Origin of the sequence: Flavobacterium zepuense, assembly GCF_007097145.1 — a bacterium.
Taxonomy (GTDB): Bacteria; Bacteroidota; Bacteroidia; order Flavobacteriales; family Flavobacteriaceae; genus Flavobacterium; species Flavobacterium zepuense.
Genome location: NZ_VJVZ01000005.1, coordinates 261,521 through 287,054, shown reverse-complemented (window position 1 = coordinate 287,054; position 25,534 = coordinate 261,521). Strand labels below are relative to the sequence as shown.

Below are 25,534 nucleotides of genomic sequence, written 5' to 3'. Positions count from 1 at the left end.
AATTATAACTGATAGTCTTTTTTAAGTTCCTTAAGTGTAAGCTTTACAAGATGCCTAAGGCTTTTAACCACATCTTTAATTTCTTTCTTTTTGCCCTCTGCCCTGCTCCAGTTCTCTATAGTAAGCACATCATCATAGGCAAGGTCCATACCAAGCAAATCCAGCGTAGGCTTAATTTTATGTGCAGCATGATACACCCTGTTGTGGTCTTTAGCTTTAAGCCCTTCGCGGATGTTTAATATCTCCGGCGGAACTTCCTCTGTAAAAAGCACCACTATTTGCTTTGCAAAATCCACATCATTGTCGGATATAGCATACACTTTAGATAAATTGTAGTTTAAAGCCATTATTTTACCTGTACCTTAAATAATTTTTTTCCTTCTAAAAAACCCTCCAGCACATCGCCGGGGTTAACTTTTGCCACACCCTGAGGGGTGCCTGTATAAATAACATCGCCGGTTTTAAGTGTAAAGTACTGCGATGCCGCTGCAATAAGCTCGTCTATCTTCCAGAGCATCTGCTCTGTATTGCCTACCTGTACTGGTGTGCCATTATTCGTAAGCTCAAAATTTACCTTATCTAACGATGCAAACTCGGTTTTAGGCACAAAATCACCCAATACGGCCGATCCGTCAAACGCCTTGGCTTTTTCCCAAGGAAGGCCTTTTTCCTTCAGCTTTGCCTGAACGTCACGCGCTGTGAAATCGATACCCACGGTAACCTCATCATAATACTTGTGTGCAAATTTGGCATCTATGTACTTGCCTACTTTATTAATTTTTACCACAATTTCTATCTCGTGGTGCACATCGCTGCTAAACTCCGGTATAACAAACGGAAACTGCTTTTGCAGCAGCGCCGTATCGGGCTTTAAAAAAATAACAGGCTCGGTTGGCCTTTCGTTTTGCAACTCTGCAATATGGTCCACATAATTTCTGCCAATGCAAATAATCTTCATACGTACCTATGGTATTATTATACCAATTTATTATTTAATTTCCTGAGTTTGATAGCCGTTAGCACTTTTTTAGTATATAACGGAAAATCAGCATTCTGTATCCAGCCATAGTAGCCTGGTTCCTGCTCTAATACTTTATCAACTTTAGCGCCCTTGTGCTTGCCGAAGGTAAATATTTCTTCCCCGTTTTCATCAAGCGCGATGAAGCCGGCAAAATCAACCGATTTTTTACGGGTGGTGAATTCCGATAATGCTTTCATATCGTTCTCAAGGTCTCCGTAACGGTCTAACTGCGACTTTAATATCTCATAGGTAGCGGCAGTATCTGCGGCAGCGGTATGGGCATTCTCTAAAGTCAGCCCACAGTAAAACTTATAAGCGGCACTAAGGGTACGCTCTTCTTTTTTATGAAAAATAGTCTGCACATCTACCGATACGCGGTTTTTCATATCAAAGTCCAGACCCGCACGCAGCAGCTCTTCGGCCAGTAGCGGAATATCAAAACGGTCAGAGTTATAACCTCCCAGATCGGCATCCTTTATCATATTATAAATTTGATGCGACAGCTGTTTAAAAGTAGGCTCATTAGCCACTTTTTCATCGGTTATGCCATGAAAAGCAATGGTTTGCACCGGTATGGGCCTCTCGGGGTTTACCAGCCATGTTTTGCTTTCTTTATTGCCATTAGGGAATACCTTTAGTATTGATATCTCTACAATGCGGTCTTTACATATATCGGTACCTGTAGTTTCGAGGTCGAAAAAGCAGATAGGCCTGTGCAGCTTAAGTTCCATAATCATGTTTCTATAAGTACAAATATAAGTGGAAAAAGCATAATGCCCCCAATTTTAGATTATTTAGAAACCTTTTGTTTTATATGATTATATTTAGGTTAATAATTAGCAGGATACATTATCATACATCTTAAAAAGTTACAAATATTATTATATATTTACTTTATAATCAACAATCAACCTTACTATTATGAACTATAAAATTACATTACTATCAGCACTGCTTTGCAGCACACTGGGATTTGCGCAGACTGAATTTTTAAATACCGAATTTGGAAACAATGGCGCTGCCTGTATAGATGTGCCCGGGGAAACCTTTATTATGGGCGATATTATTAAGGTAGATAATACGTTTTACGGGCTTACCAGTTTTACCAACCATGCACTGATTAAACTAAGCGAAACCGGGCAAATTGACCCCTCTTTTGGCACCAACGGCTATGTTCAGCTTGATCTTACATCGGCTGCGGGTGCAATTTATGATAATACAAACGCCTTTATAAAAACAACACCCAATAACAACCTGCTTATGGTAGCCAATACCGGCTATTTGCCGGAACATAACTTTATGGTAATGACCGACCTTAACGGTAACCCAATTGCTTCTTTTGGTAATAACGGGTACGTAAACCTGGACTGGCCCGATTACCTGAATATACTAATGGCGGAGATCATTAACAATGAAATTTTCCTTGTATTTAGAAATGATTCTACCAATGAAAATAATCCGCAGCAATATCTCTACATTACAAAATACGACCTTAACGGAAACATTATTTCAGCCTTCGGTGATGATGGTGTGATTGTTTTTAATATTGATATAAATACCTACACAAAATCAGCACTGTATGCTCCTGAGACTGGCAAATTAACGGTTCTTATAGACCAGTATACCGAAGAAAATTTCTCTTCGCACATTGTACAATACGACCTTGATGAGGCCGCTATAGATACTGATTTTGGCACAGACGGATATATTTATTACAACACGGTAAACAACATTTCTACACTACCTAATGTGCTTTATAGCGACAACAACAGTATTTACCTTGCCGGTACTACAGGCATATCCGGACCCAACCAAACCTTGTTTGTTACCAAACTAAACCTTAACGGGCAGCCCGATACGTCTTTTGGCAATAACGGCACCTTTTTATATAATGATGAACTGGCCGGCTACAGCATATGGGCCATTAATAAAACCGGTGGCTACTTAACACTAACCGGAACTGACCAATATACTAACCCTGGGTCTGATAAAATATTTGTGATGAGAATTACCGAGAACGGCCAGCTTGACACCTCTTTTGGCATTGACGGTCTTATAACAAACCCTAATGACCTTTCGGTTTTAACCGCCACGTACCGAACGCTTATTGAGGAAGACCATATTACAATTGCAACCAATTCCTACGCCTGCAGCACCGACGGCCAACCTAAACCTGCTGTTTTACAATTTATTGCCGGCAGTTCGCTTACTACAACGCAGGTTACTAAATCAACGTTAGATTTTTATCCTAATCCGGTAAAAGACATACTATATATTACCGGAGAAGCCATTACTAAAGCGGAAGTGTATGATATATCAGGAAAATTACTGTATACGGTTACCAATCCTGAAGCAAATCAAATTAATCTTAGCACACTGCAAAGCGGCCTTTACCTGCTTAAGATTGTTAACACTAAGGGTGCAGCCAATATAAAAGTAGTAAAGGAATAATTACAGGCAATCCCACCTAAAATCAGATGTTTCGTAGCGTTTTTGTTTGTAATCAAAATGCCACCACTCACCATCGTAGGGCTTAAAACCGGCGCGCGTCATTATCCTGCGCAGCAGCCTGCGGTTTTTACGCGCTTCTTTACTTAGCCCCTCGGCAGCATAATTAGAGATGGCGGAAAAATCGTCAAAAGCGCCTCCCATATCCAGCAGTTGGCCGTTTTCATCCATAAGGGAAAGATCTATAGCAGCACCACGGTTGTGGTTAGAGCCTTTGCCGGGCTTGGCAACATAAGTGGGATTGTTTACAATTTCGTACATTTTAAACTGGTAACTGTACGGGCGATAGCAGTCGTAAATTACAAGAGTAACACCTTTGTCTTTAGCAATTTCGTTAGCCTCAAGCAGAGCCTCAGCCACTTCCTGGCGAAGATAGCACCGCGCACAAGGATATATTTTTTCGTGCATAAAATTAGCCGTATCTGCGTAAGCCATACGATTAACTATAGCAAGCGAATCAAATTGTATTTCGCTCCATTCTACCGCAATATATTCAGGGCTTACCTTAGTTTGAGCGGAAAAGGTGTTGAAGAAAAACAGAAAAAAGAGTATTAAGACGTAATTAAATTTCATATGGTAATGTGCTTACAACACAAATATAGTAAACGTGGTTTAGCTTTAAATGAAAATAAACGACACGAATTCCACAAATTTTCACAAATTGAATTCGTGCTAATTAGTGAAATTCGTGTCTTATAAATAGACAACTATTTAATCTTCCCTGCTCCCATCATCGGCCATGCGTACAATTTTAGGCGTAAATTTAGCCACAACATCAACCAGGTCGGTTTGGGCAGCCATTACCATATTAATATCCTTGTAGGCCATAGGTGCTTCATCGCGGCCGGCGCCAATAAGGCTCACACCGTGGTCTTTAAGCACCTGTTTCATATCGGCTTTGGTTATATTTTTTATGGCCTGTGTACGGCTCATTTGCCTTCCTGCGCCATGCGAGGCACTGTTAATTGCGGCAGTTTCTCCCCTGCCACGCACTAAAAATCCGGGGGCCGTCATACTACCCGGAATAATACCCATAACGCCTTTACCTGCCGGGGTAGCGCCTTTACGGTGCACAATAACCTCTTCGCCATCTAAAATTTCTTTCCAGGCAAAGTTATGGTGGTTTTCCACTTTAGTCAGCACCTGTGCGCCAATGGCTTTCGCCATTTTATCATGAATAACCTGGTGGCATGCCGATGCATAATCGCCTGCAAGGTTCATGGCTATCCAGTACTCCTGCCCTTCCTGGCTGTTAAGGTCGAGATAGGCAAGGTTTGCAGCCTCTTTAGGCAGCTTGCACAAATCTTTGGCAATGCGGGTGTAATGCCCGGCAATAGTGGCACCAAAACCACGCGACCCGGAATGTGTTAGCAACGCAAGGTATCGCCCTTTTTGTATTTTAAGCGCCTCATCGGTAGCATCAAATTCTATGATACCAAACTCCACAAAGTGGTTACCCCCGCCCGATGTACCCAGTTGCGACCATGCCTTATCGTGCAGGTTCTTAATAAAAGGGTTCAGGTTAAAGTCGGCGCTATCCAGCACACTATGATCGGCCTTATGCTGACCGTGGTAGCCGTGGCCCGCACCAAATTTAGTATGGGCAATAAGTTCACGTTTATACCTGGCTTCGTTCTCATAAAAATGGCTCTCCGGAATATCATAAACCGATAGTGCCATACGGCAGCCAATATCTACTCCCACCCCGTACGGAATAATCGCATTTTTTGTAGCCAGCACCCCGCCAATCGGTAATCCGTAACCCTGGTGGGCATCGGGCATTAATGCTCCGGCAACGGTAACCGGCAGTTTCATGGCTACATCCATTTGGGCTTTGGCGCCCGGCTCTATATGGCTTTCGCCGAAAACAGCGTATTCTTTAGGGGCATCAATTAAACTGATAACCTCATCTTTTGGGGTATTAGCTTCTTCTATCATGGCGGTAGCTAACGGCTCCAGCACTTCATCATCTAAAAAGTTCTCAGGATAGTCTTTTAGTTTTTTAAACAGCGCCACCACGGCATCCTTATCCTGGGTGCTGAAGGCCGAATTGGCCAGCTTTAGGGCGATGCTCAGTATGTTGCTTTTGGTATATCCTATAGATAATAGGTCGTTTCCTGTTACTGGCATTTTCATGGCTTTTATTGTATTACAAATTAGTATTTTATATTTTTAACTGAGTTAATTAATTTTTAAAAATAATCCTTACCCCTAACCCCTCTCCATATGAGAGGGGGAGCAGCTACACTTGTAAAGTGCATTATTTTAGTAAAAAAGGCAATGGGTGTAGTGTGAGGTAATTTTCATTTGGAGACGAAGTAACACACTACAAACGGCACTCTTTATAGAAAGATCAATGGCTGATAAACGGTTTTTTACTTTAGGACTCGAACCTAATCATGGGTTTCCCCACTCAACCAAACGAAGTAACGCTTATCAAACGGCATCTTAATTTTTGTTCATTATTTAAAGGCTGTTTGCCTATTCATTATATTTTAATAAAAAGAGGCAATGGGTGTGGTGTACGGTTAATTTTCATTTGGAGACGAAGTAACACACTACAAACGGCACTCTTATTACAAGAGCAATGGCAGTAAGCGCTTTGATACTTGCAGGATTCGAACCTGCGTATACGAGGTTTAACCCATAATACTCAGCCGGACGAAGTAACGCTTACAAACGGCATCTTATTTTTTTATATTGTTTAAAGGAGCAAAATGCGGCATGGGATTGTGGGGCGTGTTGGCGCCGGAATCGAACCGGATAGCCTTGCCGGATTTACGACTGCGCTATTCCTCCCCTATTGTGTCAACGAAGTAACCCATACCTACGGCATCCTTTTAGTATTTTAGTTTTTTAGTTGACAGTCTTAAGTACATATGGCACTGAACACTGCGACTGAATACTGGCCACTTTCTTAAATCCTTAGACGATGGCCCCCGCAACATCCAAGCGGCTACGGGAGCAAACCCATTGTTATTTTTTAAAGCAAGGCAATACAGATTAAAAAAAGGTATTTTTTCTTGCTCTAACCAACTGAGCTACATACCTGCTCTGTAAAACAGCAGCATATGGCAGGAATCGAACCCGCGACCCAGAAGCCGAAGTAACCCTTATTTACGGCACTTGCTTCTTAAATTTATACGTATATTGGCCTCACCCCAACCCCTCTCCAAAGGAGAGGGGCAACTACACTCATAGGAAAAATCAGCGTTTATTCGCGTTCCATGATCTATAGTTCTATCGCGTTTATTTTCTCGATTGCGTTGCCTGCATTATCTACAGAATCGAGTATATCGAAAATCTTGTCACTCCAGCCGGCTATCAAATACACATCGTTTCGACGGACATCAAGCGGCATTTTACCATGGCCGGCAAGGTCAAATAAATACAATTTAGCGTTTGGCGCTATGCCTTTGTAACGTTTCCAGTACACCTCAAAACTATGGCCATGCATGTTGTTGTTATACAACTGCAAATCGGTAAACAGCATTACTTTATCAACTATCTGCTTTCTAAGTATGAGGTCTTCTACAACAAGATAGCCGTTAGTGGCATAACCCACCTCACCCTCTCTTTTATAGTATTCCATTACATTAGCCAGCACATTACGCTTAGGCATGTTGATTATCTTCCATGTATTGCCAAACATTCCGCTTATTACATTTTTGCACCGGCTCTGCATAAGCATGCCCAGCATAAGGCCAACATCATACAACTGCACGGTACTTTTTTTAGAAATCGGCTGTTGCATTGAGCCCGATACATCGCACGCTATAACAACCGACGTTTCATAACTAAAGCCTTGGATGTTTTTTGCGCTATGCATAACGGCATCTTCCAGTGCATCCAAAACCATAGATGCTAAACCAGAGGTATGGCCTTTAATTTCGCGATAAGCCGAAAGAAACCTGAAAGGCAATTGCTTAGACGCTGCAACCGCAGCCGGGTTGGCAATATATTCGCATACCATTTCAACGTGTGCAAAAGATACATTCGCGTCTAATATGTTACGCAGGTTGCGCATAAGCGCCATATAGCCAACTTTTTTGCTTTCTATCAGCTCTTCCCATTTGGCCTTAAAAGCAGCTGCCTTTGCGGCAGGGCTTTCATATTTAAGCTGGCCAAGTTGAGATAGTTCGGTTTCCCAAGTGTAAGGTGTTGCGAGGGTATCAGACGCTATTTTGTTGAATAATGCCTGCTGGTTATCGTCCTTCGCTTTTGGATGTACTAAAAACAGGGCATCACGCAGCTTAACATCGGTAACACGGTTGTATTTGGCAAACTGGTACTCATCAAATTTATTAAAAGATACCGCAAGGCCTTTTTGTACCTGCTTAGACAACCTGTTTAGCTTTTTAACGCCGGTACGGGCATTTGCCAATTGGTAGTAAGCTAAAAGTTCGCATATTTCATCGGCTCTTTGTATTACATTTGCAACGGTTTTGCTTACCGCCGATGTACCCGATGCTGCTTTTGCCAGCTCTACCGCCAGTACCATTGGTACAGAGCGCAGGTGCATACGGGTACGTACATATACTGCAAGTTTAGCAACAAACTCCGGGTCGCATTTTGCTATAAGCGTTTTAATACGTTCCAGCCTGGTATCGCCCGCTTCGTAAAACGAGTCATTCAGTCCCGTGGTAACCACTGCGGTATACAACTCAAGCTCGGGAGTTATTTTATAAGCTTTAGCTCCCTCATAATTTTGGGTAACGTTGTTCAGTTTGCTTAAAAAATTGAATTTCATGATACAAATGTTTATAGTTTATACTTGCTTTACAGGATAGCAACTGCTGTCTCATCCTGACATTGCAAAGATGGCCACACTACTGCGCAGCCCAATTGCGCAGCAAAAAATAAATTGAAAATATTTTTATCATATTTGAATTACAGCAACTTAAATTTTTAAATGATAAATTTTAAATTTTAAATGACGCAAGTACGCAGCTACATTGCGCAGTAAAAGCATTTTTAGTATTTTTGGAAGGCATCAAAACCAATACAACGCTTAAACCTGCACTAATGTCCACCAACAAGCTTGCGCTGCTGCGCTATAAAACCATAGACGACTGCCTTAAAAACCGCTTTAGAAAATGGAGCCTGGAAGATTTAATAGAAAAAGTATCGAACGCGCTATACGAATACGAAGGCATTACAACAGGTGTAAGCCGCCGTACCGTACAGGCCGACCTGCAGATTATGCGCAGCGACCGCCTGGGTTATAACGCTCCCATCACGGTGACCGACCGTAAGTTTTACAGCTACGAAGACCCTGCGTATAGCATTACCAAATCGCCGGTTAACAGTGCCGATATGGATAAGATGCGCGAAATTGTGAGTGTGCTTAAGCAACTTAACGGTTTTAATTATTTTGACGAAATGAGCGACCTTATTGCCAAACTGGAAAATAATGTGAATAAGACCGTACACAAAAGCAAAAACTACATTCAGTTTGATGACAATAAGAACCTTAAAGGTATAGAGCATATAAACCCGCTGTACCAGGCCATACTTAACAAAACACCGCTGCTTATAGAATACCAGTCGTTTAGGGCAACAAAGCCAAGTAAAGAAATTTACTACCCTTATTTATTAAAGGAGCACCGCAACCGCTGGTTTTTAGTCACTAAATGCAAAACAAGTACGCACCTTATAACGCTTGCATTAGATAGGATAATTGAATTTCATGCATTGGGTAAAGAACTGTTTGTAGAATATACCGGGATAGATTTTGACCGTTATTTTAACGATCTGATAGGCGTTACAAAATCCCAAAGGGATCGCGGTCAAAAAGTGCTGTTGCATTTTGATAAAGTGCATGCGCCCTATGTGCTTACCAAACCCCTGCACCACTCGCAACAGTTAATAAACGAAAATGAGAACGGTGCTATAGTACGTATAGATGTGGTGCTTAATTTTGAACTGGAAAAAGAAATACTTGGTTTTGGCGAATGCGTAAAGGTGCTTTCGCCCCGAAACCTTAAATCGCGCATACAAAAACGCCTGCAGGATGCCGCTAAACAGTACCAGGTAGAATAAAATTGAAAAAATTAGCTAAATATAAAAAAAGTCAGTGCCTTAACACTGTTTCAACAATAACCATGTAGTTGACTTTTCAATTTACATGCAGTTAATTATTTAGTTGATTCTTTACAATTTATGATCTTTTTAATCACAAAAGCTTTACAAAAAACAAAACGCTGTATATCAAACAAATAAACCTTAATTATATCTAAATGTCGCTATTATTATCACCAATAGTCGCTTTATTTACGGTTTTGCATAATACTTTTTAACGGTTATCAAGCTTATGTTTGTAGGGTAATACTAAATACACATGTTAGTAATGTATCTCCCCCTCCCCAAAGTAACATAAACTAAATTATATGATAACCATTACTAATTGGCGTATGCTATTGCGCCTGCTTTATGATACAGCCATCCGACGGCAATAATCTATTTAAACCCTGCGAATTTTAAACCGCAGCCTTAATGATAAGTAATGCCCCATGCTATTAACCGGCATTACTTCATTTGTTTCCCACTAACCTCTATACGCACAGGCAGCGAGGGAAAAAAGCTATAAAAGAAAACTATTTACTTCAACAAAAACTAATTTACAATGGCACACCAATACAGGCAGGGCGGCAAACTCTCTGCCATCAATATTTATTTATATTTCTTTTTGCTGCTGGGCTTTACACAGGCCTTTGCACAAAAAGAGGCTAACATCTGGTATTTTGGCGGCAACGCCGGGCTGGATTTTAGTTCCGGCGCACCCACTACACTTTCCAATTCGGCACTATATACAGGCGAAGGCTGCTCTACCATATCAGATCCTGCCGGCAACCTGTTATTTTACACTAACGGCGTTGTAGTATACAACAGCAACCACCAGATCATGGCAGGCGGCGGCGATTTACAGGGAGGTACAAGCTCATCTCAGGCAGCGATAATAGTTAAGAAACCGGGCTCAGCAACATCATATTATATTTTTACTTCGCAGGCTTTTGATAATTACCTGCCGCTTGGCCTTAACTTTTATGAGGTAGATATGAGCCTTAATGCAGGTTTAGGTGCAGTAACAAAGAAAAACAATCTTCCATTAAACCAAAACCCAAATCCTCCGCTGGCAACACCCGTTGCCGAAAAACTTACCGCGGTATACCATGCCGATGGTGAGCAAATATGGGTTATAAGCCATAAGGCCAATAACAGCCAGGATTTTATTGCTTACCTGGTATCATCTACGGGAGTAAATACTACACCGGTAACAAGTACCGTAGGTACTGTACACGACCGCTACTTTATACCTGCCGGATTACTTGAAGAATCTAACCTTGCGGGCTGTATTAAGGCATCTCCCGATGGCTCAAAACTGGCCGTAGCATTATACCGAAATGCCAGTATGTTTGTTACTACCCCATTAATAATTGAAGGCGTAGAATTGTTTGATTTTAATGCATCAACCGGTGTAGTTTCTAATGCAAAAACAGTAAATACCCTTAAAAGTTATGGTGTAGAATTTTCGCCAAACAGCGATGTTTTATATACCTCAAGCACAGCGAGCGGTAATCCTAACCAAATATATCAGTATGATGTAACCCTGGGTACACAGGCCGCCATACAGGCATCCCAGGTATTGCTAACCACGCAAAATCAGCCAATTTTGACGTTACAGTTAGCTCCCGATGGAAAAATGTATGCCGCAAAAGGAGGAAACAGTGCACTGCACGTAATTAACAACCCTAATATTTTAGGTACAGGTTGTAACTTTCAGGCAAGCGGTTTAGCACTTTCTAACTCATGCTTTAATGGATTGCCTAACTTTTTAACCTCTTATTTTGCAGAGGACATACTTTTTGATGGCCTTTGTGCAGGCAGCCCCACTACATTTACAGTATCGCCTTATACAGAACTGCAAAGTGCCAGCTGGAATTTTGGCGACCCGGATTCAGGCACAAGTAATACATCAACCCAAATTGAGCCTTCGCACACTTATAGCCAGCCAGGCACGTATACCGTAACGGTAGATTTTGTAAGCGAAGAAGGTAATACCTTGCAGATAACAGGTACTGTAACTATAGTACCGGCGCCAACGGCTACTATGCCAGCAAATTTAACTGCATGTACTGGTGCGGCTACGGCAACATATAACCTTACAGCACAAACGCCTGTAATTTTAGGCACGCAGCCTGCAACTGATTTTACTGTTACTTACTACACTACCCAAGCCGATGCTACAGCAGGCACAAACGCGATTACCGGCGACCTTGCTACCTACGTATCCGGCAACGCAACAATTTATGTAAGAGTACAAAATAATGTAAGTAGCTGTTTTGCTACTACAAGTTTCCAACTTGTATTGTCACCACTGCCTACAATAAGTCAGGTTGCACCGATTACTGCGTGCGATACAGGAGCTGCCGATGGCTTTACAACTTTTAATCTGACCTCTCAGGAAACTGCCCTGTTAGCAGGACAAACCGGTGTAACGGTTACTTATTACACCAGCCAGGCTGATGCCGAAGCAGGCAGCAACACCATTACTACTCCTGCTACGTTTACCAACACGGTTAATCCGCAAACAATTTATGTAGCGTTAACCAATGCGGCAGGATGTAAGGATTTTACATTGTTTGTACTTAATGTTACCCCTGCCCCTGCAGTGCCTGCGGTACCTAACCTTACCGCGTGCGACCTTAGCACACAGGATGGATTTACGGTATTTAACCTTACACAGCAAAACGCGTTGCTATTAGCAGGGCAAACCGGTGCTACAGTGGCTTATTACACCAATCAGGCCGATGCACTGGCTGGTACCAACCCTATAGCTACTCCTGATACATTTACTAATACGGCCAACCCTAACCAGACTATTTATGCCGTGGTTACTTATGCATCGGGCTGTATTAACTATACCACATTTACATTAAATGTAATTGGCGCTCCGGTTGCCCCAACGGTTGGTAATCTTTCGGTTTGTGATAGCGGTGTGGCCGATGAGTTTGCAACGTTTAACCTTTCGCAACAGGATGTTGCATTGCTAAACGGGCAAACAGGTGTTACCGTAACATATTATACAAGCCTGGCGGATGCCGAAGCAGGTACTAATGCTATTACCACTCCTGCTGCATTTACCAATACGGTGAATCCGCAAACTATATATGCAGTACTAACCAATGCCGCAGGCTGCAATGACCATAGCGAATTTACTCTGAATGTATTGGCACTGCCTGCCGTTGTTGCTGTACCTGCACTGGAGGTTTGCGACGATAATACTGACGGTATTTCCATCTTTAACCTTACCCAGCAGCAAACGGCACTGCTTAACGGACAGACCGGAGTGACTGTCGACTATTTTACAACCCAGGCTGATGCCGAAGCAAACATAAATGCAATTGTTAGTCCGGCGTCATATAGCAACCTATCGGCTACGCAGACCGTATATGTGAGGCTGGGTAATGGTACCTGCTTTACAACCACATCGTTTGTTATAAGGGTGTTGGCAGTTCCGGAAATTACGGCAACCCTTACTGTTGAAAGCTGCGAGGCATATGACCTGACTTCGGTAGAAACGCAACTGGATGGTAGCCTAACCTATACCTATTACACTACCCAGGCAGATGCCGCCGCTGGTACTAATGAGATTGCAGGCCCTTCTGCGTACACCATTACAGAAAGTGAACCAACAGTATACCTGCGTGCAGAAAACGCTTCTGGATGCTTTGATGTAGCTCCTGTTAGCCTTACAGATGGCGACTGTATGATACAGCGTGGTATATCGCCAAATGGTGATGATAAAAACAATAGTTTTGACCTTTCAGGCTTTGATGTAAGGAAACTTGAAATATTTAACCGTTATGGCAAAGAGGTTTATACCAAACCTAACTACCGCAATGAGTGGATAGGCCAAACCGACAAAGGAGATGAACTGCCTACCGGTACTTATTTTTATGTTATAGAATTTAATAACGCTAAAAGCAAAACAGGCTGGATTTACATCAACAGGCAAAATTAATCCTGTAAAAACACCAATGAAAAAGCCCAAACGTAAAGTTTGGGCTTTTTGCATTTATAATTTAAGGAAATTACTCGTGAGTAATAATCCATTCGCCAGTTAGTAAAAGTGCCTCGGCTTTTTTAAACTTCATGGTTTCGGTCTTGCCGCTCATTACATGCTTAAGCGTAACATTATCGTTACGGTTAATTTTTGGCGCATCTCTTGTAATGGTTTCAGTTACCTGAGGGCGTTGCTGGCTCTGTTGTGATACCTCACGGGCTTTTGCAGCCATCTCATCGGTATTCATAACTTCGTCTTTGTGCTCAATATATTGCTCCTGCTGTACCGCTTGTTTCGCTTCCTGGATAGGAGGGTTTTGCGAAGGCAGGTCGGCTTTAAAAAGGAATGCTATTACATCTTTATTGATGTTATCTATTGTTTTCTTAAACAGGTTAAAAGCTTCAAACTTATAAATAAGCAGTGGGTCTTTTTGCTCGTGAACTGCTAACTGAACCGACTGCTTAAGCTCATCCATTTTACGAAGGTGTTTTTTCCAGGCTTCATCAATAATGGCAAGCGTAATGTTTTTCTCAAAATCAGTTATAAGCGATTTACCACCGGTTTCATACGCCTTATCAAGGTTGGTAACTACGTTAAGGGTTTTAATACCATCGGTAAACGGAACCACAATACGCTCGTACTGGCCATTGTTGTTTTCATATACGTTTTTAATAACTACAAAAGCCTCTGTAGCATTGCGCTCGTTACGCTCGGTATATGCATCAAGTACCGCTTTATACACTTTACCTGTAAGTTCCCTGTCGGTCAGTTTTGTAAATTCCGACTCGCTAACCGGTGCGCTTATAGAAAAGATACGTATAAGATCGAACTCAAAGTTTTTAAAGTCGTTTGCAGGCTTATTATTTTCTATAATAAGCTCGGCAGTATCATACATCATGTTGGCTAAATCTACTTTAAGACGCTCACCGTGCAAAGCATGCTTACGGCGTTTGTAAACCACCTCACGCTGGGAGTTCATGATATCATCATACTCAAGTAAGCGCTTACGAACACCAAAGTTGTTCTCTTCTACTTTCTTTTGTGCACGCTCTATAGATTTTGTCATCATAGAGTGCTGAATAACTTCACCTTCTTTAAGACCCATACGGTCCATTATTTTGGCAACCCTTTCAGAGCCAAATAAACGCATTAAGTTATCTTCAAGAGAAACATAGAACTGAGAGCTTCCCGGATCTCCCTGACGACCGGCACGGCCTCGCAGCTGCCTGTCTACACGCCTTGAGTCGTGACGTTCTGTACCAATGATTGCCAAACCACCTGCGGCCTTAACCTCTGGTGTAAGCTTAATATCGGTACCACGGCCTGCCATGTTGGTAGCAATAGTTACCACGCCAGGCTTACCGGCTTCGGCAACAATGTCGGCCTCTTTTTTGTGCAATTTCGCGTTCAGTACATTGTGGGCTACGTTACGCATTTTAAGCATACGGCTTAAAAGCTCAGATATCTCTACCGATGTGGTACCAATAAGTACCGGCCTTCCGGCTGCCGAAAGTTCGCTAACGTCTTCTATAACAGCGTTAAACTTTTCGCGCATTGTTTTGTATATAAGGTCGTGGTGGTCTTTACGGGAAATACCCCTGTTTGTAGGTATCTCTACCACATCCAGCTTGTAAATTTCCCAAAACTCACCTGCCTCTGTAACTGCAGTACCCGTCATACCTGCAAGTTTGTTGTACATCCTGAAATAGTTTTGCAGGGTAATAGTAGCAAACGTTTGGGTAGCGGCCTCGATTTTTACGTTTTCTTTAGCCTCAATAGCCTGATGTAATCCGTCAGAGTAACGGCGGCCATCCATAATACGGCCTGTTTGCTCATCTACTATCATGATCTTATTCTCCATGATAACATACTCCACATCTTTTTCAAAAAGCGTGTAGGCTTTTAAAAGCTGTGTAAGGGTATGGATGCGCTCACTTTTAATAGAAAAGTCTTTAAACAGTTCTTCTTTAACTTCAGTTTCTACTTCTTTATCAAGTTTTTTACGTTCTATGTTAGCAATCTCGGTACCAATATCCGGTAGTACAAAGAAGTCATTATCTGTATCTTGAGAAAGGAATTTAATACCATTATCGGTAAGTTCTACCTGGTTGTTCTTTTCTTCAATTACAAAGTAAAGGGCTTCATCAACCTTGTGCATGTCGCGGTTGTTATCGGCCATATAAGTGTTTTCGGTTTTTTGAAGCAATTGCTTGTTACCGTCTTCACTCAATACTTTAATAAGTGCTTTATTTTTAGGAAGTCCGCGGTGTACCCTTAGTAAAAGGAAACCGGCTTCTTTAGTTTTGCCTTCTTTAAGGAGTTTTTTAGCCTCGGCTAATACACCGTTAAGCAATGTACGCTGTAAGTTTACAAGGTGGTCTACCTTGGGCTTAAGCTCATTAAACTCGTGGCGGTCGCCTTGCGGAACCGGGCCTGAAATAATAAGCGGCGTACGGGCATCATCTACTAATACTGAATCGACCTCATCTACAATGGCGTAGTTGTGCTTGCGCTGAACCAGGTCATCCGGAGAGTGAGCCATGTTATCCCTTAAGTAGTCAAAACCAAATTCGTTATTAGTACCATAGGTAATATCTGCTGCGTAGGCTTTACGGCGCGCATCAGAGTTAGGCTGGTGGTTATCAATACAGTCTACCGTAATACCGTGGAATTCAAATAAGGGTGCTTTCCAGGTACTATCCCTTTTGGCAAGGTAATCATTCACGGTTACAAGGTGTACACCGTTGCCTGTAAGTGCATTTAAATATAATGGAAGTGTAGCTACAAGGGTTTTACCTTCACCGGTTTGCATTTCAGATATTTTACCCTGGTGCAATACGATACCGCCTATTAGCTGAACATCGTAATGTATCATGTCCCAGGTAATTTCTTTACCTGCGGCATTCCACTGGTTTGCCCATGTAGATGTATCGCCGTTAAGAGTAATATATGGCTTGGTAGCCGATAATTCCCTGTCTTTATCTGTAGCGGTAACGGTTATAGATGTGTTTTCTTTAAAGCGGCGTGCGGTTTCCTTAACCACGGCAAAAGCCTCAGGAAGGATTTCTAACAACGCTTTTTCAGAAAGCTCATAAGCCTCTTTTTCAAGGGCATCTATAGAGGCATAAATATCCTCACGTGCATCAATATCGGCCGTTTTCTCTACCTCTTCAAGGTATGAAGCTATTTTGGCGTCTTTTTCGGCACGGGCCTTTTTAATGGTATCTTTAAAATAAATGGTCTTAGCCCTTAGCTCATCATGCGATAGCTGGGTTAAGGCGCCCTCAAAAGACTTTATTTTGTTTACCAGCGGCTGTATCGCCTTAACGTCTTTTTGCGACTTATCGCCCACAAAGGCTTTAAGAATGCTGTTTATTAAACTCATTATATTTGTAATTACGTATATTTAAAATAAATAGGTGCAAATTTAACCAAAAAAAAAGCCTCCTGAAAGAGACTTTTCAATTTGATTCTATTTTTGCTTAGTATTCATCCTCGTTCCAAAGATAATCTTCGTCCGTAGGATAATCCGGCCAAATTTCCTCCATAGACTCGTAGATCTCTCCCTCGTCTTCAATGGATTGCAGGTTTTCTACGACCTCAAGCGGAGCTCCAGTCCTGATGGCGTAATCAATTAGCTCATCTTTGGTAGCCGGCCACGGTGCATCACTTAAATAAGATGCTAATTCTAATGTCCAATACATCTTCTAAACGATTAAAGTTTATGCAAAAATAAATTTATTACTGAAAAAGTCAAGTAAAAATATGTTTATTTTATATAAAAAAATTAAGAACGTCCCTTTTGAGTTTACAGTCGCAGCCGCAGTTTTTACTTTATAAGCTGTAAACGCTATAGTTGCAACTGATTTACTACTAGTAACTGTGACTGAAAACTAATATTTCTCAGGTATCCACTTCACTTCGTCGGCATGCAGGTCATAGGACAACTTTCGTGCCAATACAAAAAGGTAGTCAGAAAGGCGGTTAAGGTAGGTTAAAACTATCTCATCGGTAGGTTCTAACTCGTGTAAATGTACCGAAAGCCGCTCTGCACGGCGGCAAACACAGCGCGCTATATGACAGTATGACACCGTTGTATGGCCACCGGGCAGCACAAAATGTGTCATAGGTTCCAGCTCGCTTTCCATCCCGTCTATCTCGTTTTCAAGAAGTTCTACATCGGTTTCGGTTATTTTGGGTATATTTAGACGCTCCTTGCCATTTTTTAAGATGGTTTTTTCAGGGTCTGTTGCCAATATGGCACCTAAAGTAAAGAGCCTGTCCTGCACACGCTCCAGTATTTTCTTGTAATCAGGGTTGATATCCTGGTCGCGGATAAGCCCAATGTGTGAGTTAAGCTCGTCTACAGTGCCGTAACTCTCTATGCGTATGTGGTGTTTAGGCACACGCGTACCCCCAAAAAGGGCAGTGGTGCCTTTATCGCCGGTTTTGGTGTATACTTTCATTTGGATTTCAGATTTTAGATTTCAGATTTCAGATTAAATTTCACTCTTGCCTCACACATCATTGAATATGAGTGGTAATCTGAATTTTTAACTCTAAAATCTGAAATTTTACTTATGCGGATTAGGATTTACATTATCGCTTTCTATGATACCGTCTCTAAGGCGGATAACACGGTGTGCGTAAGCGGCAATGTCTTCTTCGTGGGTTACTAATATAACGGTGTTGCCATTGGCATGGATGTCGTTAAACAAGGCCATGATCTCTACCGATGTTTTACTATCCAGATTACCGGTAGGTTCATCGGCAAGGATGATAGACGGATGGTTAACCAGGGCGCGTGCCACGGCAACCCTTTGGCGCTGCCCACCGGATAGCTGGTTGGGTTTATGGTCCATACGGTCGGCCAGGCTAACCTGTTTTAAAACTTCGGTAGCACGGGCATCGCGGTCGGCTTTTTTATAGCCGGCGTATACCATAGGCAGGGCCACATTATCAAGTGCTGTGGTGCGGGGCAACAGGTTAAACGTTTGGAACACAAAACCTATTTCTTTGTTACGGATTTCGGCCAGTTCATCATCGCTCATTTTGCTAACGTCTTTACCGTTAAGTATATAAGAGCCTGATGTTGGCGTATCTAAACAGCCTAAAAGGTTCATGAGTGTACTCTTTCCGGATCCCGACGGCCCCATGAGTGCTACGTATTCACCTTTGTTGATATTCAGGTCTATACCCTTTAAAACCTTAACGATTTCGCTCCCCAAAGGGAAATCGCGTGTTATGCCCTTTATTTCTATAATTGCCTTTGACATGCTTTAGTTTTGAGGCTTAAAAGTAAACATTTTTTTTTAGTCACAGTTTATAGTCATAGTTTTCAGTTCCAATTTATGCTGGAAACTGCGACTGTGACTGGAAACTACACATAACTCAGCCACCATTTAGTGTGTGTACTCTTGTAATTGTTATACCATCGGCTGGGGAAGTAGCAAATAAATAGCACCAACAACCACATTAAGTACGTAATGCTCAATGAGAAACCAAAGTTTTCCCTCGGCCTGAAGCCAAACGCTATAGGGATGCGGAAGTTATCGGCAAACTCATAACCCTCTGCGTAAAATAATATAACACACAGAAAGTGAATTACATACACGTGCAGCAGGTAGTAAAAAAACGGCACGCGGCCAAACACATTCATTATGGCGGTAAACTTATTACTAACATTTTCCAGCGCGGCGAGGGCTAACATGCAAGGGCCGAGTGTCATACAGGCGTACATAAGTGATGGTGGGTACTTGGTAACATTCAAAAATGATAGCAGGGTATATATGGGGCTCTTTTGTGACGACCACGGTTGTAAATCGCCATAACTGTTTATAAATCTTAGTATTATGAACAGAGCAATGAGCGATAGTCCTGTTCTTACCAGCAGCTTTTTACGCTGCTTAGGGGTAAAGTCCTTAGCACTAAACCACTTACCAACCGCAAAACCAAGTAACATAATACCTGTCCAGGGCAGGATTGCATAAGCACTCAAAAAGGTAAATGGCCCAATGGAATAGGGTGTAAAGTTAGTGACTATCATCACGTTAGCAACAGAGTCCAGTTCGGGGTCAGTTATAGTGGTGTAGTCCATGAGGTTGTGAGAAAGGGTAATGATTACTCCTAACCCCAACAGTACCCGGTAGTTAAAGAATATCAGCCCTGATAATATCACCATGCTACACCCAATAGCCCATATTACCTGTAAAAAGAAGATATGGAACATATAATCAAAGCTCCAGCCAAAGCCTACAAGGGTAAGTTCAGCAAAAATAAGCCATAATCCCCTGGTAAACAGGAATAATGCTAACTCTTTCTTTGTCTTTCTAAGGCTCTGCAAGTAGATACTCGTACCCGAAAGGAACACAAAAGTAGGTGCGCAAAAGTGAGTTATCCACCTGGTAAAGAACAGGATAGGGGTAGTAGTTTCCATGTTGGTAGGATCCTGGGTCATCGCATCAATATGGAAGAAATCACGGGTATGATCTAATGCCATAAGCGCCATAATTATACCCCGCAGGATATCAATACTTTGTATGCGTTTTGTAATGGTTTCCATGCTTGTTTTTGGTTTGGTGTTGTAAATATAATATAAACCATAATTGCATTGCATAGTAGTGTCAAAATGTTCAATTTTAACAGTGATATTTCACTTTTGGACTTTGAGTTATTGACAAAAAGTCAGCAAAAGCGACATTTTGTCGTGTTGATTTACTTTGGAATATAAATTGACTATTCCCTATCATCGAAAATAATATTTCAAACTAAAAAACATAAATACGATGAACTTAGTAAAACGCAATTACAGCAACACCGATCAAATTTTCAGGGATCTTTTAGGAGGTACGCAATATGTACAAAAAGCAATACCGGCGGTAAATATCACAGAAACAGAACAAGCTTTTACTGTTCAGTTGGTTGTGCCCGGATTTGAAAAAGCCGATTTTAACATTGAGGTAGATAACAACCTGCTTACTATTTCATCTGAGGTTAAATCAGAAAAAAACGAAGGTGCTCCTGAAAATAAGTTTACCAAAAGGGAATTTGTGCAGTCGTCTTTTAAAAGGTCGTTTAAATTGCCGGAAACAATAAATGAACAGGATATTAATGCAGCATACCACGCTGGCATATTAAGTATTACGCTTCCTAAAAAAGAAGAAGCCCTGCCTAAAGCAAAAAGAATAGTAGAGATTTCATAATGATTGAGTTTGGTTAGTTAAAAAAGCGCTCTTGTAACATACAAGGGTGCTTTTTTTTTACATTTGTTTTATGTTTTAACACTTTTTGCCTTACGCAAAGTAGTTATCAAGCAGTAATGTCACAAAATTAACAAGCATCATCTTGGCGCTTTTCTTTGATTTATACAATATATTATTATCTTTGGCGGCTGTGATTAACACAGGTTAATGTTGTGTTAAATGTGAGATAGGATTTTTTGAGGATGTTAAAATATTTGGCATTAGCATACGTTGTAATAATAATGCTGATTGCCAAATTAAAAAAATTGCTTAATGGGTATAAAAAACTACTTAGATAAGAATGCTGATTCGGTTAATTGCTCGCGAAGAATAAGCCAGCTCAATTTTTTAATTACAGATAAAAAATTGACAAAGGATAAATAATTCCTTTCTTTATTCAAAAACCTACCTTCGCGCCCATGCAGTTATCGGTTATCATACTTAATTATAATGTACGCTACTTTTTAGAGCAATGCGTGCTTAGCGTTAAGAGCGCCCTACAAGGCATTGACGGCGAGATTATTGTAGTAGACAATAATTCTGCCGACGATAGCTGTGCAATGATGCGTGAACGTTTTCCTGACGTACAGCTTATACAAAACAACGAAAATACCGGTTTCCCCAAAGGCAATAATATAGGCGTAGCCGCCGCAAAAGGCGAGTTTATATGTATCCTTAACCCGGATACTGTAGTTGCCGAAGATACGTTTACAAAAGCACTTGAGTTTGCTAAAGGCAAAGAGAAGTTGGGCGTTATTGGCGCAAAACTTATAGATGGCCGTGGTAAATTTTTGCCCGAAAGCAAAATGGGCGTACCTACCCCCTGGGTTGCTATTACCAAAATAGCAAGGCTGTACCGCTTTTTTCCTAATACACCGCTGTTTAATAAGTGTTATGCCATGCATATTGGTAAAAACCAAACAGCAGAAGTAGATATTATTGTAGGTGCGTTCATGATAATGAAACGCAGCGTATATGATGAAGTAGGCGGCTTTGACGAAAACTACTTTATGTATATAGAGGATATAGATCTTTCTTATACCATACTGGAAAAAGGAATGGCCAACTACTATTTCCCGCAAACAGCAGTTATACATTACAAAGGCGAGAGCACTGTTAAAGACGGTACCTACATGAAGCGTTTTAAAAACGGTATGCAGCTATTTTACAAAAAACATTTTTCTAACTCTATATTTTTTAACGCAGCCATGCGCCTGGGTACCCTGTTTTTTATGGTTACCAAAACAAACAGCGACTTGCCTGCAAAAAAGCCCCAGCATTATATTTTGTTTTCTCAGGATGAGAGCCTTAAAAATGCTATAGAAGAAAAACTTATACATAAAGTAGAGCGCCACCCCGCCTACCATGATAATATCCTTGCCGAACGTCCGCATTCGCAAAGTGAGCATACCGAGATCATACTTGATAACGACCTGCTTACGTTTGGTGAAATTATTGCGATAATGGAACGTTTTAAGGAAAATGAATATACTTACAAAATAAAGCCTGCAGGCACCAACTATATATTAGGCAGCAACAGCAGTAATGACAGAGGCGAGGTTGTAAAACTTCAAAACTATAGTGTGCCCGTTCTTTCTACTTACGAAATTTTACACAAATAACTTTTTTAAAGCTATTTTTTTATTATTTTCGCAAGTGTAAAAGCTAATTTTACCTTTAAGTTATTGATATGGCAAAATTTGAACTGAAATTACCCAAAATGGGCGAAAGTGTTGCCGAAGCAACCATTACCAACTGGCTTAAAAAAGTAGGCGAACACATTGCGGCCGACGAGGCTGTACTGGAAATTGCTACTGATAAGGTAGACTCTGAGGTGCCATCGGAAGTATCGGGGATATTATCCGAGATCCTTTTTAAAGAAAACGATGTGGTCCAGGTGGGGCAAACCATTGCATATATAGAAACCGAAGGCGGTGTGGTGGTAGATGCACCAAGCGAGGCTACTACAGCTGCAAACGATGATATAACTACTATAGAAAAAAAGGTTGATGCTGCGCGCGAAGCGGTAGCTGCCCCGGTTGATTTTTCGGCTTCAGAAAAATTCTTTTCGCCACTCGTAAAAAATATTGCTAAAGAAGAAGGCATTACACTGGCCGAACTGGAAGCCTTAAGCGGCACCGGTAAAGATGGCAGGGTAACTAAAACAGATATATTGGAGTATGTGAAAGAAAAATCACAAAATCCAAATGCCAAATTACAAACTGCTCCGGCAACCGGCAACCAACAACCAACAACTCAAAATACCCAACCGGCAACTGCTCAAAAAGCTGCGCCGGTATCGGTTAACGGCCAGGATGAAGTGGTAGAGATGGACCGTATGCGTAAGCTTATATCGGGCTATATGGTGCAGAGTGTGCAAACATCAGCTCACGTACAGTCGTTTATAGAGATAGATGTTACCAACATTGTAAAATGGAGGGATAAGGTTAAAGCAGCCTTTGAAAAACGCGAAGGCGAGAAACTTACCTTTACCCCTATTTTTATGGAGGCGGTAGCCAAAGCGCTTAAAGACTACCCAGGCATGAACATATCGGTAGATGGTGAGTACATTATTAAAAAGAAAAACATAAACCTGGGTATGGCTGCGGCCCTGCCTAACGGCAACCTTATAGTGCCGGTAATTAAAAATGCCGACCAGCTTAACCTTGTAGGTATGGCAAAGGCGGTAAACGACCTTGGTAACCGTGCCAAGGCCGGTAAGCTTAAGCCGGACGATACACAGGGCGGTACCTATACCGTAACTAATGTAGGTACGTTTGGCAGTGTGTTTGGTACGCCAATTATCAACCAGCCGCAGGTGGGTATCCTTGCCTTAGGGGCCATTCGTAAAGTGCCTGCTGTTATAGAAACCCCTGAGGGCGACTTTATAGGCATCCGCCAAAAAATGTTCCTGTCGCACAGCTACGACCACCGCGTGGTTGATGGCGCACTGGGAGGATCATTCGTTAAGCGCGTAGCCGAATACCTTGAGGCTTTTGACCCTAACAGGGATTATTAAGAAATACGATTTATTAAATATAGAAAGTCCTGCCATTGGCGGGACTTTCTTGTATTAGTCATAACTATTTCAGGAACTTATATAAAACATCAACCTTTGCAGGCAAGCTCAAAAATTGTTACATTAAAAAATTAATCAATTAATACATTTACCAAAAGCCTCAGTTTCAAGGCTCGCATCCCTATTTTCCAGCACCGATGTTTGCTTATTTAAAAACGCATCAACATTGCGGGCACATTCACGGCCTTCGCTAATAGCCCAAACTACAAGGCTCTGGCCCCTGCGCATATCGCCACAGGCAAATATTTTAGGGTAGGATGTTTTATAAGTAACCTCATCGGCCAGTATATTACCACGGGCATCCTTTTCAATCTCGTAACGGTCTAACAACAATTGCTCAGGTTTAGAAAAACCAATAGCGATCAATGCCAGGTCGCACGGAATGATACGTTCACTCCCTTCCCTTTCTGTCGACCCGATAGCCTTACCATTAGGCGCAAACTCCCATTGCAGGTCGGCTACCCTAAGTGCGGCAAGGTTGCCATTATCATCGCCAATAAACTCTTTGGTAACAGTGGCAAAAAGACGCTCTGCACCTTCTTCCTGCGATGACGATGTACGGTGAATGGAAGGATACTGCGGCCACGGTGTATGCATAGGCCTGTTAGTGCCCGGCTGGAACATCAGAGCCAATTGCGTAACCGACTTTGCCCCCTGTCGGATACTAGTACCCATACAATCCGATCCTGTATCGCCACTACCCACAATTACCACATCTTTACCTTTGGCTGTAACTTCCTCCTCTATAATATTGCTCTCCACTTCGGCAAAGGCCAATGGATCTTTTTTAGCCACGCGCTTATTTTGCTGTTTTAAAAAATCCATAGCGTAATGAATACCCTTAAGCTCACGCCCCGGCAATGTTAAATCGCGAGGCACCATAGCACCACCCGCCATAACCACGGCATCATACTCGTGCAAAATATCACTCAAAAACACGTTGATACCCACATGCGAATGGTATTTAAACACAATACCCGACTGCTCCATAAGGGCAACACGCCTGTCGATCACGTTTTTCTCCAATTTAAAATCAGGAATACCGTAGCGCAGTAAGCCGCCTGCGGCATCGTCTTTTTCGTAAATAGTAACCCAGTGCCCGGCAGCGTTTAACTGCTCGGCAGCAGCCATACCCGCAGGCCCACTGCCCACAACGGCCACTTTTTTACCGGTGCGATTCTCTGGCAAAAATGGTTTCACTAACCCCTGCTGAAAAGCTATCTCTATAATATGTTTCTCGATAGCCTCTATAGCTACGGCGGGACGGTTGATATTCAGCACACAAGCCGACTCGCACGGAGCCGGGCATATCCTGCCTGTAAACTCTGGAAAGTTATTTGTGGAAGCCAAAATTTCATACGCCTCTGCCCACTGTTCGTTAAAAACAGCATCGTTAAATTCCGGAATTACATTCCCCAACGGGCAGCCGCTATGGCAAAACGGTACGCCGCAATCCATACATCGTGCCGACTGCTGGTGCAGTTGCTCCGGCGGATAGGCATGCGTAAACTCGTTGTAATGTTTTATCCTTTTGGCTACAGGCTCAACAGCCGGCAGCTCACGTTCGTATAGTTTAAATCCTGTTATTTTATCCTGCTTCTTCATGCTCACTCTTATAA

The 25,534-nt window shown here is 41.9% G+C and carries 18 protein-coding genes; 6 read left to right on the top strand and 12 right to left on the bottom strand.

The window, feature by feature from the left end; all coding sequences use genetic code 11:
* Nucleotides 1-2: 2 nt before the first annotated feature.
* From FMM05_RS09985 to FMM05_RS09975, 3 genes are read right to left on the bottom strand one after another with little or no spacing between them, the layout of a single operon-like run.
* Complete coding sequence (locus FMM05_RS09985; protein ID WP_143373221.1) at nucleotides 3-347, bottom strand: Hpt domain-containing protein; 345 nt, start codon at nucleotides 345-347, stop codon at nucleotides 3-5.
* Complete coding sequence (locus tag FMM05_RS09980) at nucleotides 347-958, bottom strand: fumarylacetoacetate hydrolase family protein (RefSeq protein WP_143373220.1); 612 nt, start codon at nucleotides 956-958, stop codon at nucleotides 347-349. Before FMM05_RS09980 ends, FMM05_RS09985 begins: the two co-directional genes overlap by 1 nt.
* Nucleotides 959-975: 17 nt before the next feature.
* Nucleotides 976-1,752, bottom strand: coding sequence for a 3'-5' exonuclease (locus FMM05_RS09975; RefSeq protein ID WP_143373219.1), 777 nt, complete (start codon nucleotides 1,750-1,752; stop codon nucleotides 976-978).
* A gap of 190 nt (nucleotides 1,753-1,942) precedes the next feature.
* On the opposite strand from FMM05_RS09975, the gene FMM05_RS09970 reads away from it, so the two are divergent.
* Entirely contained in the window at nucleotides 1,943-3,472 is a 1,530-nt protein-coding gene (locus FMM05_RS09970; protein WP_143373218.1) for a T9SS type A sorting domain-containing protein, read from the top strand.
* Here the strand turns inward: FMM05_RS09970 and FMM05_RS09965 are convergent, their stop codons facing one another.
* The 3 genes from FMM05_RS09965 to FMM05_RS09955 all read right to left on the bottom strand — a co-directional run bounded on the left by FMM05_RS09965 (nucleotide 3,473) and on the right by FMM05_RS09955 (nucleotide 8,279).
* Nucleotides 3,473-4,102 carry a M15 family metallopeptidase gene (locus FMM05_RS09965; RefSeq protein ID WP_143373217.1) on the bottom strand — a complete coding sequence of 210 codons (630 nt, stop codon included), beginning with the start codon at nucleotides 4,100-4,102 and terminating at the stop codon, nucleotides 3,473-3,475.
* Nucleotides 4,103-4,240: 138 nt separating this feature from the next.
* Nucleotides 4,241-5,665: an RtcB family protein gene (locus FMM05_RS09960; RefSeq protein WP_143373216.1), complete on the bottom strand. Its 1,425-nt coding sequence runs from the start codon at nucleotides 5,663-5,665 to the stop codon at nucleotides 4,241-4,243.
* A 1,096-nt stretch (nucleotides 5,666-6,761) separates the two neighbouring features.
* Nucleotides 6,762-8,279 carry a TROVE domain-containing protein gene (locus tag FMM05_RS09955; RefSeq protein WP_143373215.1) on the bottom strand — a complete coding sequence of 506 codons (1,518 nt, stop codon included), beginning with the start codon at nucleotides 8,277-8,279 and terminating at the stop codon, nucleotides 6,762-6,764.
* A 275-nt stretch (nucleotides 8,280-8,554) separates the two neighbouring features.
* Here FMM05_RS09955 and FMM05_RS09950 point away from each other — a divergent pair, with 275 nt between their 5' ends.
* Together FMM05_RS09950 and FMM05_RS09945 are read left to right on the top strand one after the other, a co-directional pair.
* Entirely contained in the window at nucleotides 8,555-9,571 is a 1,017-nt protein-coding gene (locus FMM05_RS09950) for a helix-turn-helix transcriptional regulator (protein ID WP_143373214.1), read from the top strand.
* A 583-nt stretch (nucleotides 9,572-10,154) separates the two neighbouring features.
* Complete coding sequence (locus FMM05_RS09945; RefSeq protein ID WP_143373213.1) at nucleotides 10,155-13,553, top strand: T9SS type B sorting domain-containing protein; 3,399 nt, start codon at nucleotides 10,155-10,157, stop codon at nucleotides 13,551-13,553.
* A gap of 70 nt (nucleotides 13,554-13,623) precedes the next feature.
* On the opposite strand, the gene secA is transcribed toward FMM05_RS09945, so the two are convergent.
* The 5 genes from secA to FMM05_RS09920 form a co-directional block, all read right to left on the bottom strand.
* On the bottom strand, nucleotides 13,624-16,980 hold the full coding sequence (gene secA / locus FMM05_RS09940; RefSeq protein WP_143373212.1) for a preprotein translocase subunit SecA: 3,357 nt from the start codon (nucleotides 16,978-16,980) through the stop codon (nucleotides 13,624-13,626).
* A 97-nt stretch (nucleotides 16,981-17,077) separates the two neighbouring features.
* On the bottom strand, nucleotides 17,078-17,299 hold the full coding sequence (locus tag FMM05_RS09935; RefSeq protein ID WP_002986941.1) for a DUF2795 domain-containing protein: 222 nt from the start codon (nucleotides 17,297-17,299) through the stop codon (nucleotides 17,078-17,080).
* A gap of 189 nt (nucleotides 17,300-17,488) precedes the next feature.
* On the bottom strand, nucleotides 17,489-18,061 hold the full coding sequence (locus FMM05_RS09930; RefSeq protein WP_143373211.1) for a cob(I)yrinic acid a,c-diamide adenosyltransferase: 573 nt from the start codon (nucleotides 18,059-18,061) through the stop codon (nucleotides 17,489-17,491).
* Nucleotides 18,062-18,169: 108 nt separating this feature from the next.
* Entirely contained in the window at nucleotides 18,170-18,871 is a 702-nt protein-coding gene (locus FMM05_RS09925; protein ID WP_143373210.1) for an ABC transporter ATP-binding protein, read from the bottom strand.
* A 104-nt stretch (nucleotides 18,872-18,975) separates the two neighbouring features.
* Entirely contained in the window at nucleotides 18,976-20,157 is a 1,182-nt protein-coding gene (locus FMM05_RS09920) for a DUF1624 domain-containing protein (RefSeq protein WP_143373209.1), read from the bottom strand.
* A 223-nt stretch (nucleotides 20,158-20,380) separates the two neighbouring features.
* On the opposite strand from FMM05_RS09920, the gene FMM05_RS09915 reads away from it, so the two are divergent.
* From FMM05_RS09915 to FMM05_RS09905, 3 genes are all read left to right on the top strand, one after another.
* Entirely contained in the window at nucleotides 20,381-20,797 is a 417-nt protein-coding gene (locus FMM05_RS09915; protein ID WP_143373208.1) for an Hsp20/alpha crystallin family protein, read from the top strand.
* A gap of 458 nt (nucleotides 20,798-21,255) precedes the next feature.
* Complete coding sequence (locus FMM05_RS09910) at nucleotides 21,256-22,458, top strand: glycosyltransferase family 2 protein (RefSeq protein ID WP_143373207.1); 1,203 nt, start codon at nucleotides 21,256-21,258, stop codon at nucleotides 22,456-22,458.
* Nucleotides 22,459-22,526: 68 nt separating this feature from the next.
* Nucleotides 22,527-23,855, top strand: a complete 1,329-nt coding sequence (locus tag FMM05_RS09905) for a dihydrolipoamide acetyltransferase family protein (protein ID WP_143373206.1) — start codon at nucleotides 22,527-22,529, stop codon at nucleotides 23,853-23,855.
* Nucleotides 23,856-23,990: 135 nt separating this feature from the next.
* Here the strand turns inward: FMM05_RS09905 and FMM05_RS09900 are convergent, their stop codons facing one another.
* Nucleotides 23,991-25,520, bottom strand: a complete 1,530-nt coding sequence (locus FMM05_RS09900; RefSeq protein WP_143373205.1) for a glutamate synthase subunit beta — start codon at nucleotides 25,518-25,520, stop codon at nucleotides 23,991-23,993.
* Nucleotides 25,521-25,534 lie beyond the last annotated feature (14 nt).

Bases quoted from the DNA above. Each gene is read 5' to 3' on its own strand.
- FMM05_RS09985 (WP_143373221.1), bottom strand. From the start codon at position 347: ATGGCTTTAAACTACAATTTATCTAAAGTGTATGCTATATCCGACAAT.
- FMM05_RS09980 (WP_143373220.1), bottom strand. From the start codon at position 958: ATGAAGATTATTTGCATTGGCAGAAATTATGTGGACCATATTGCAGAG.
- FMM05_RS09975 (WP_143373219.1), bottom strand. From the start codon at position 1,752: ATGGAACTTAAGCTGCACAGGCCTATCTGCTTTTTCGACCTCGAAACT.
- FMM05_RS09970 (WP_143373218.1), top strand. From the start codon at position 1,943: ATGAACTATAAAATTACATTACTATCAGCACTGCTTTGCAGCACACTG.
- FMM05_RS09965 (WP_143373217.1), bottom strand. From the start codon at position 4,102: ATGAAATTTAATTACGTCTTAATACTCTTTTTTCTGTTTTTCTTCAAC.
- FMM05_RS09960 (WP_143373216.1), bottom strand. From the start codon at position 5,665: ATGAAAATGCCAGTAACAGGAAACGACCTATTATCTATAGGATATACC.
- FMM05_RS09955 (WP_143373215.1), bottom strand. From the start codon at position 8,279: ATGAAATTCAATTTTTTAAGCAAACTGAACAACGTTACCCAAAATTAT.
- FMM05_RS09950 (WP_143373214.1), top strand. From the start codon at position 8,555: ATGTCCACCAACAAGCTTGCGCTGCTGCGCTATAAAACCATAGACGAC.
- FMM05_RS09945 (WP_143373213.1), top strand. From the start codon at position 10,155: ATGGCACACCAATACAGGCAGGGCGGCAAACTCTCTGCCATCAATATT.
- secA (WP_143373212.1), bottom strand. From the start codon at position 16,980: ATGAGTTTAATAAACAGCATTCTTAAAGCCTTTGTGGGCGATAAGTCG.
- FMM05_RS09935 (WP_002986941.1), bottom strand. From the start codon at position 17,299: ATGTATTGGACATTAGAATTAGCATCTTATTTAAGTGATGCACCGTGG.
- FMM05_RS09930 (WP_143373211.1), bottom strand. From the start codon at position 18,061: ATGAAAGTATACACCAAAACCGGCGATAAAGGCACCACTGCCCTTTTT.
- FMM05_RS09925 (WP_143373210.1), bottom strand. From the start codon at position 18,871: ATGTCAAAGGCAATTATAGAAATAAAGGGCATAACACGCGATTTCCCT.
- FMM05_RS09920 (WP_143373209.1), bottom strand. From the start codon at position 20,157: ATGGAAACCATTACAAAACGCATACAAAGTATTGATATCCTGCGGGGT.
- FMM05_RS09915 (WP_143373208.1), top strand. From the start codon at position 20,381: ATGAACTTAGTAAAACGCAATTACAGCAACACCGATCAAATTTTCAGG.
- FMM05_RS09910 (WP_143373207.1), top strand. From the start codon at position 21,256: ATGCAGTTATCGGTTATCATACTTAATTATAATGTACGCTACTTTTTA.
- FMM05_RS09905 (WP_143373206.1), top strand. From the start codon at position 22,527: ATGGCAAAATTTGAACTGAAATTACCCAAAATGGGCGAAAGTGTTGCC.
- FMM05_RS09900 (WP_143373205.1), bottom strand. From the start codon at position 25,520: ATGAAGAAGCAGGATAAAATAACAGGATTTAAACTATACGAACGTGAG.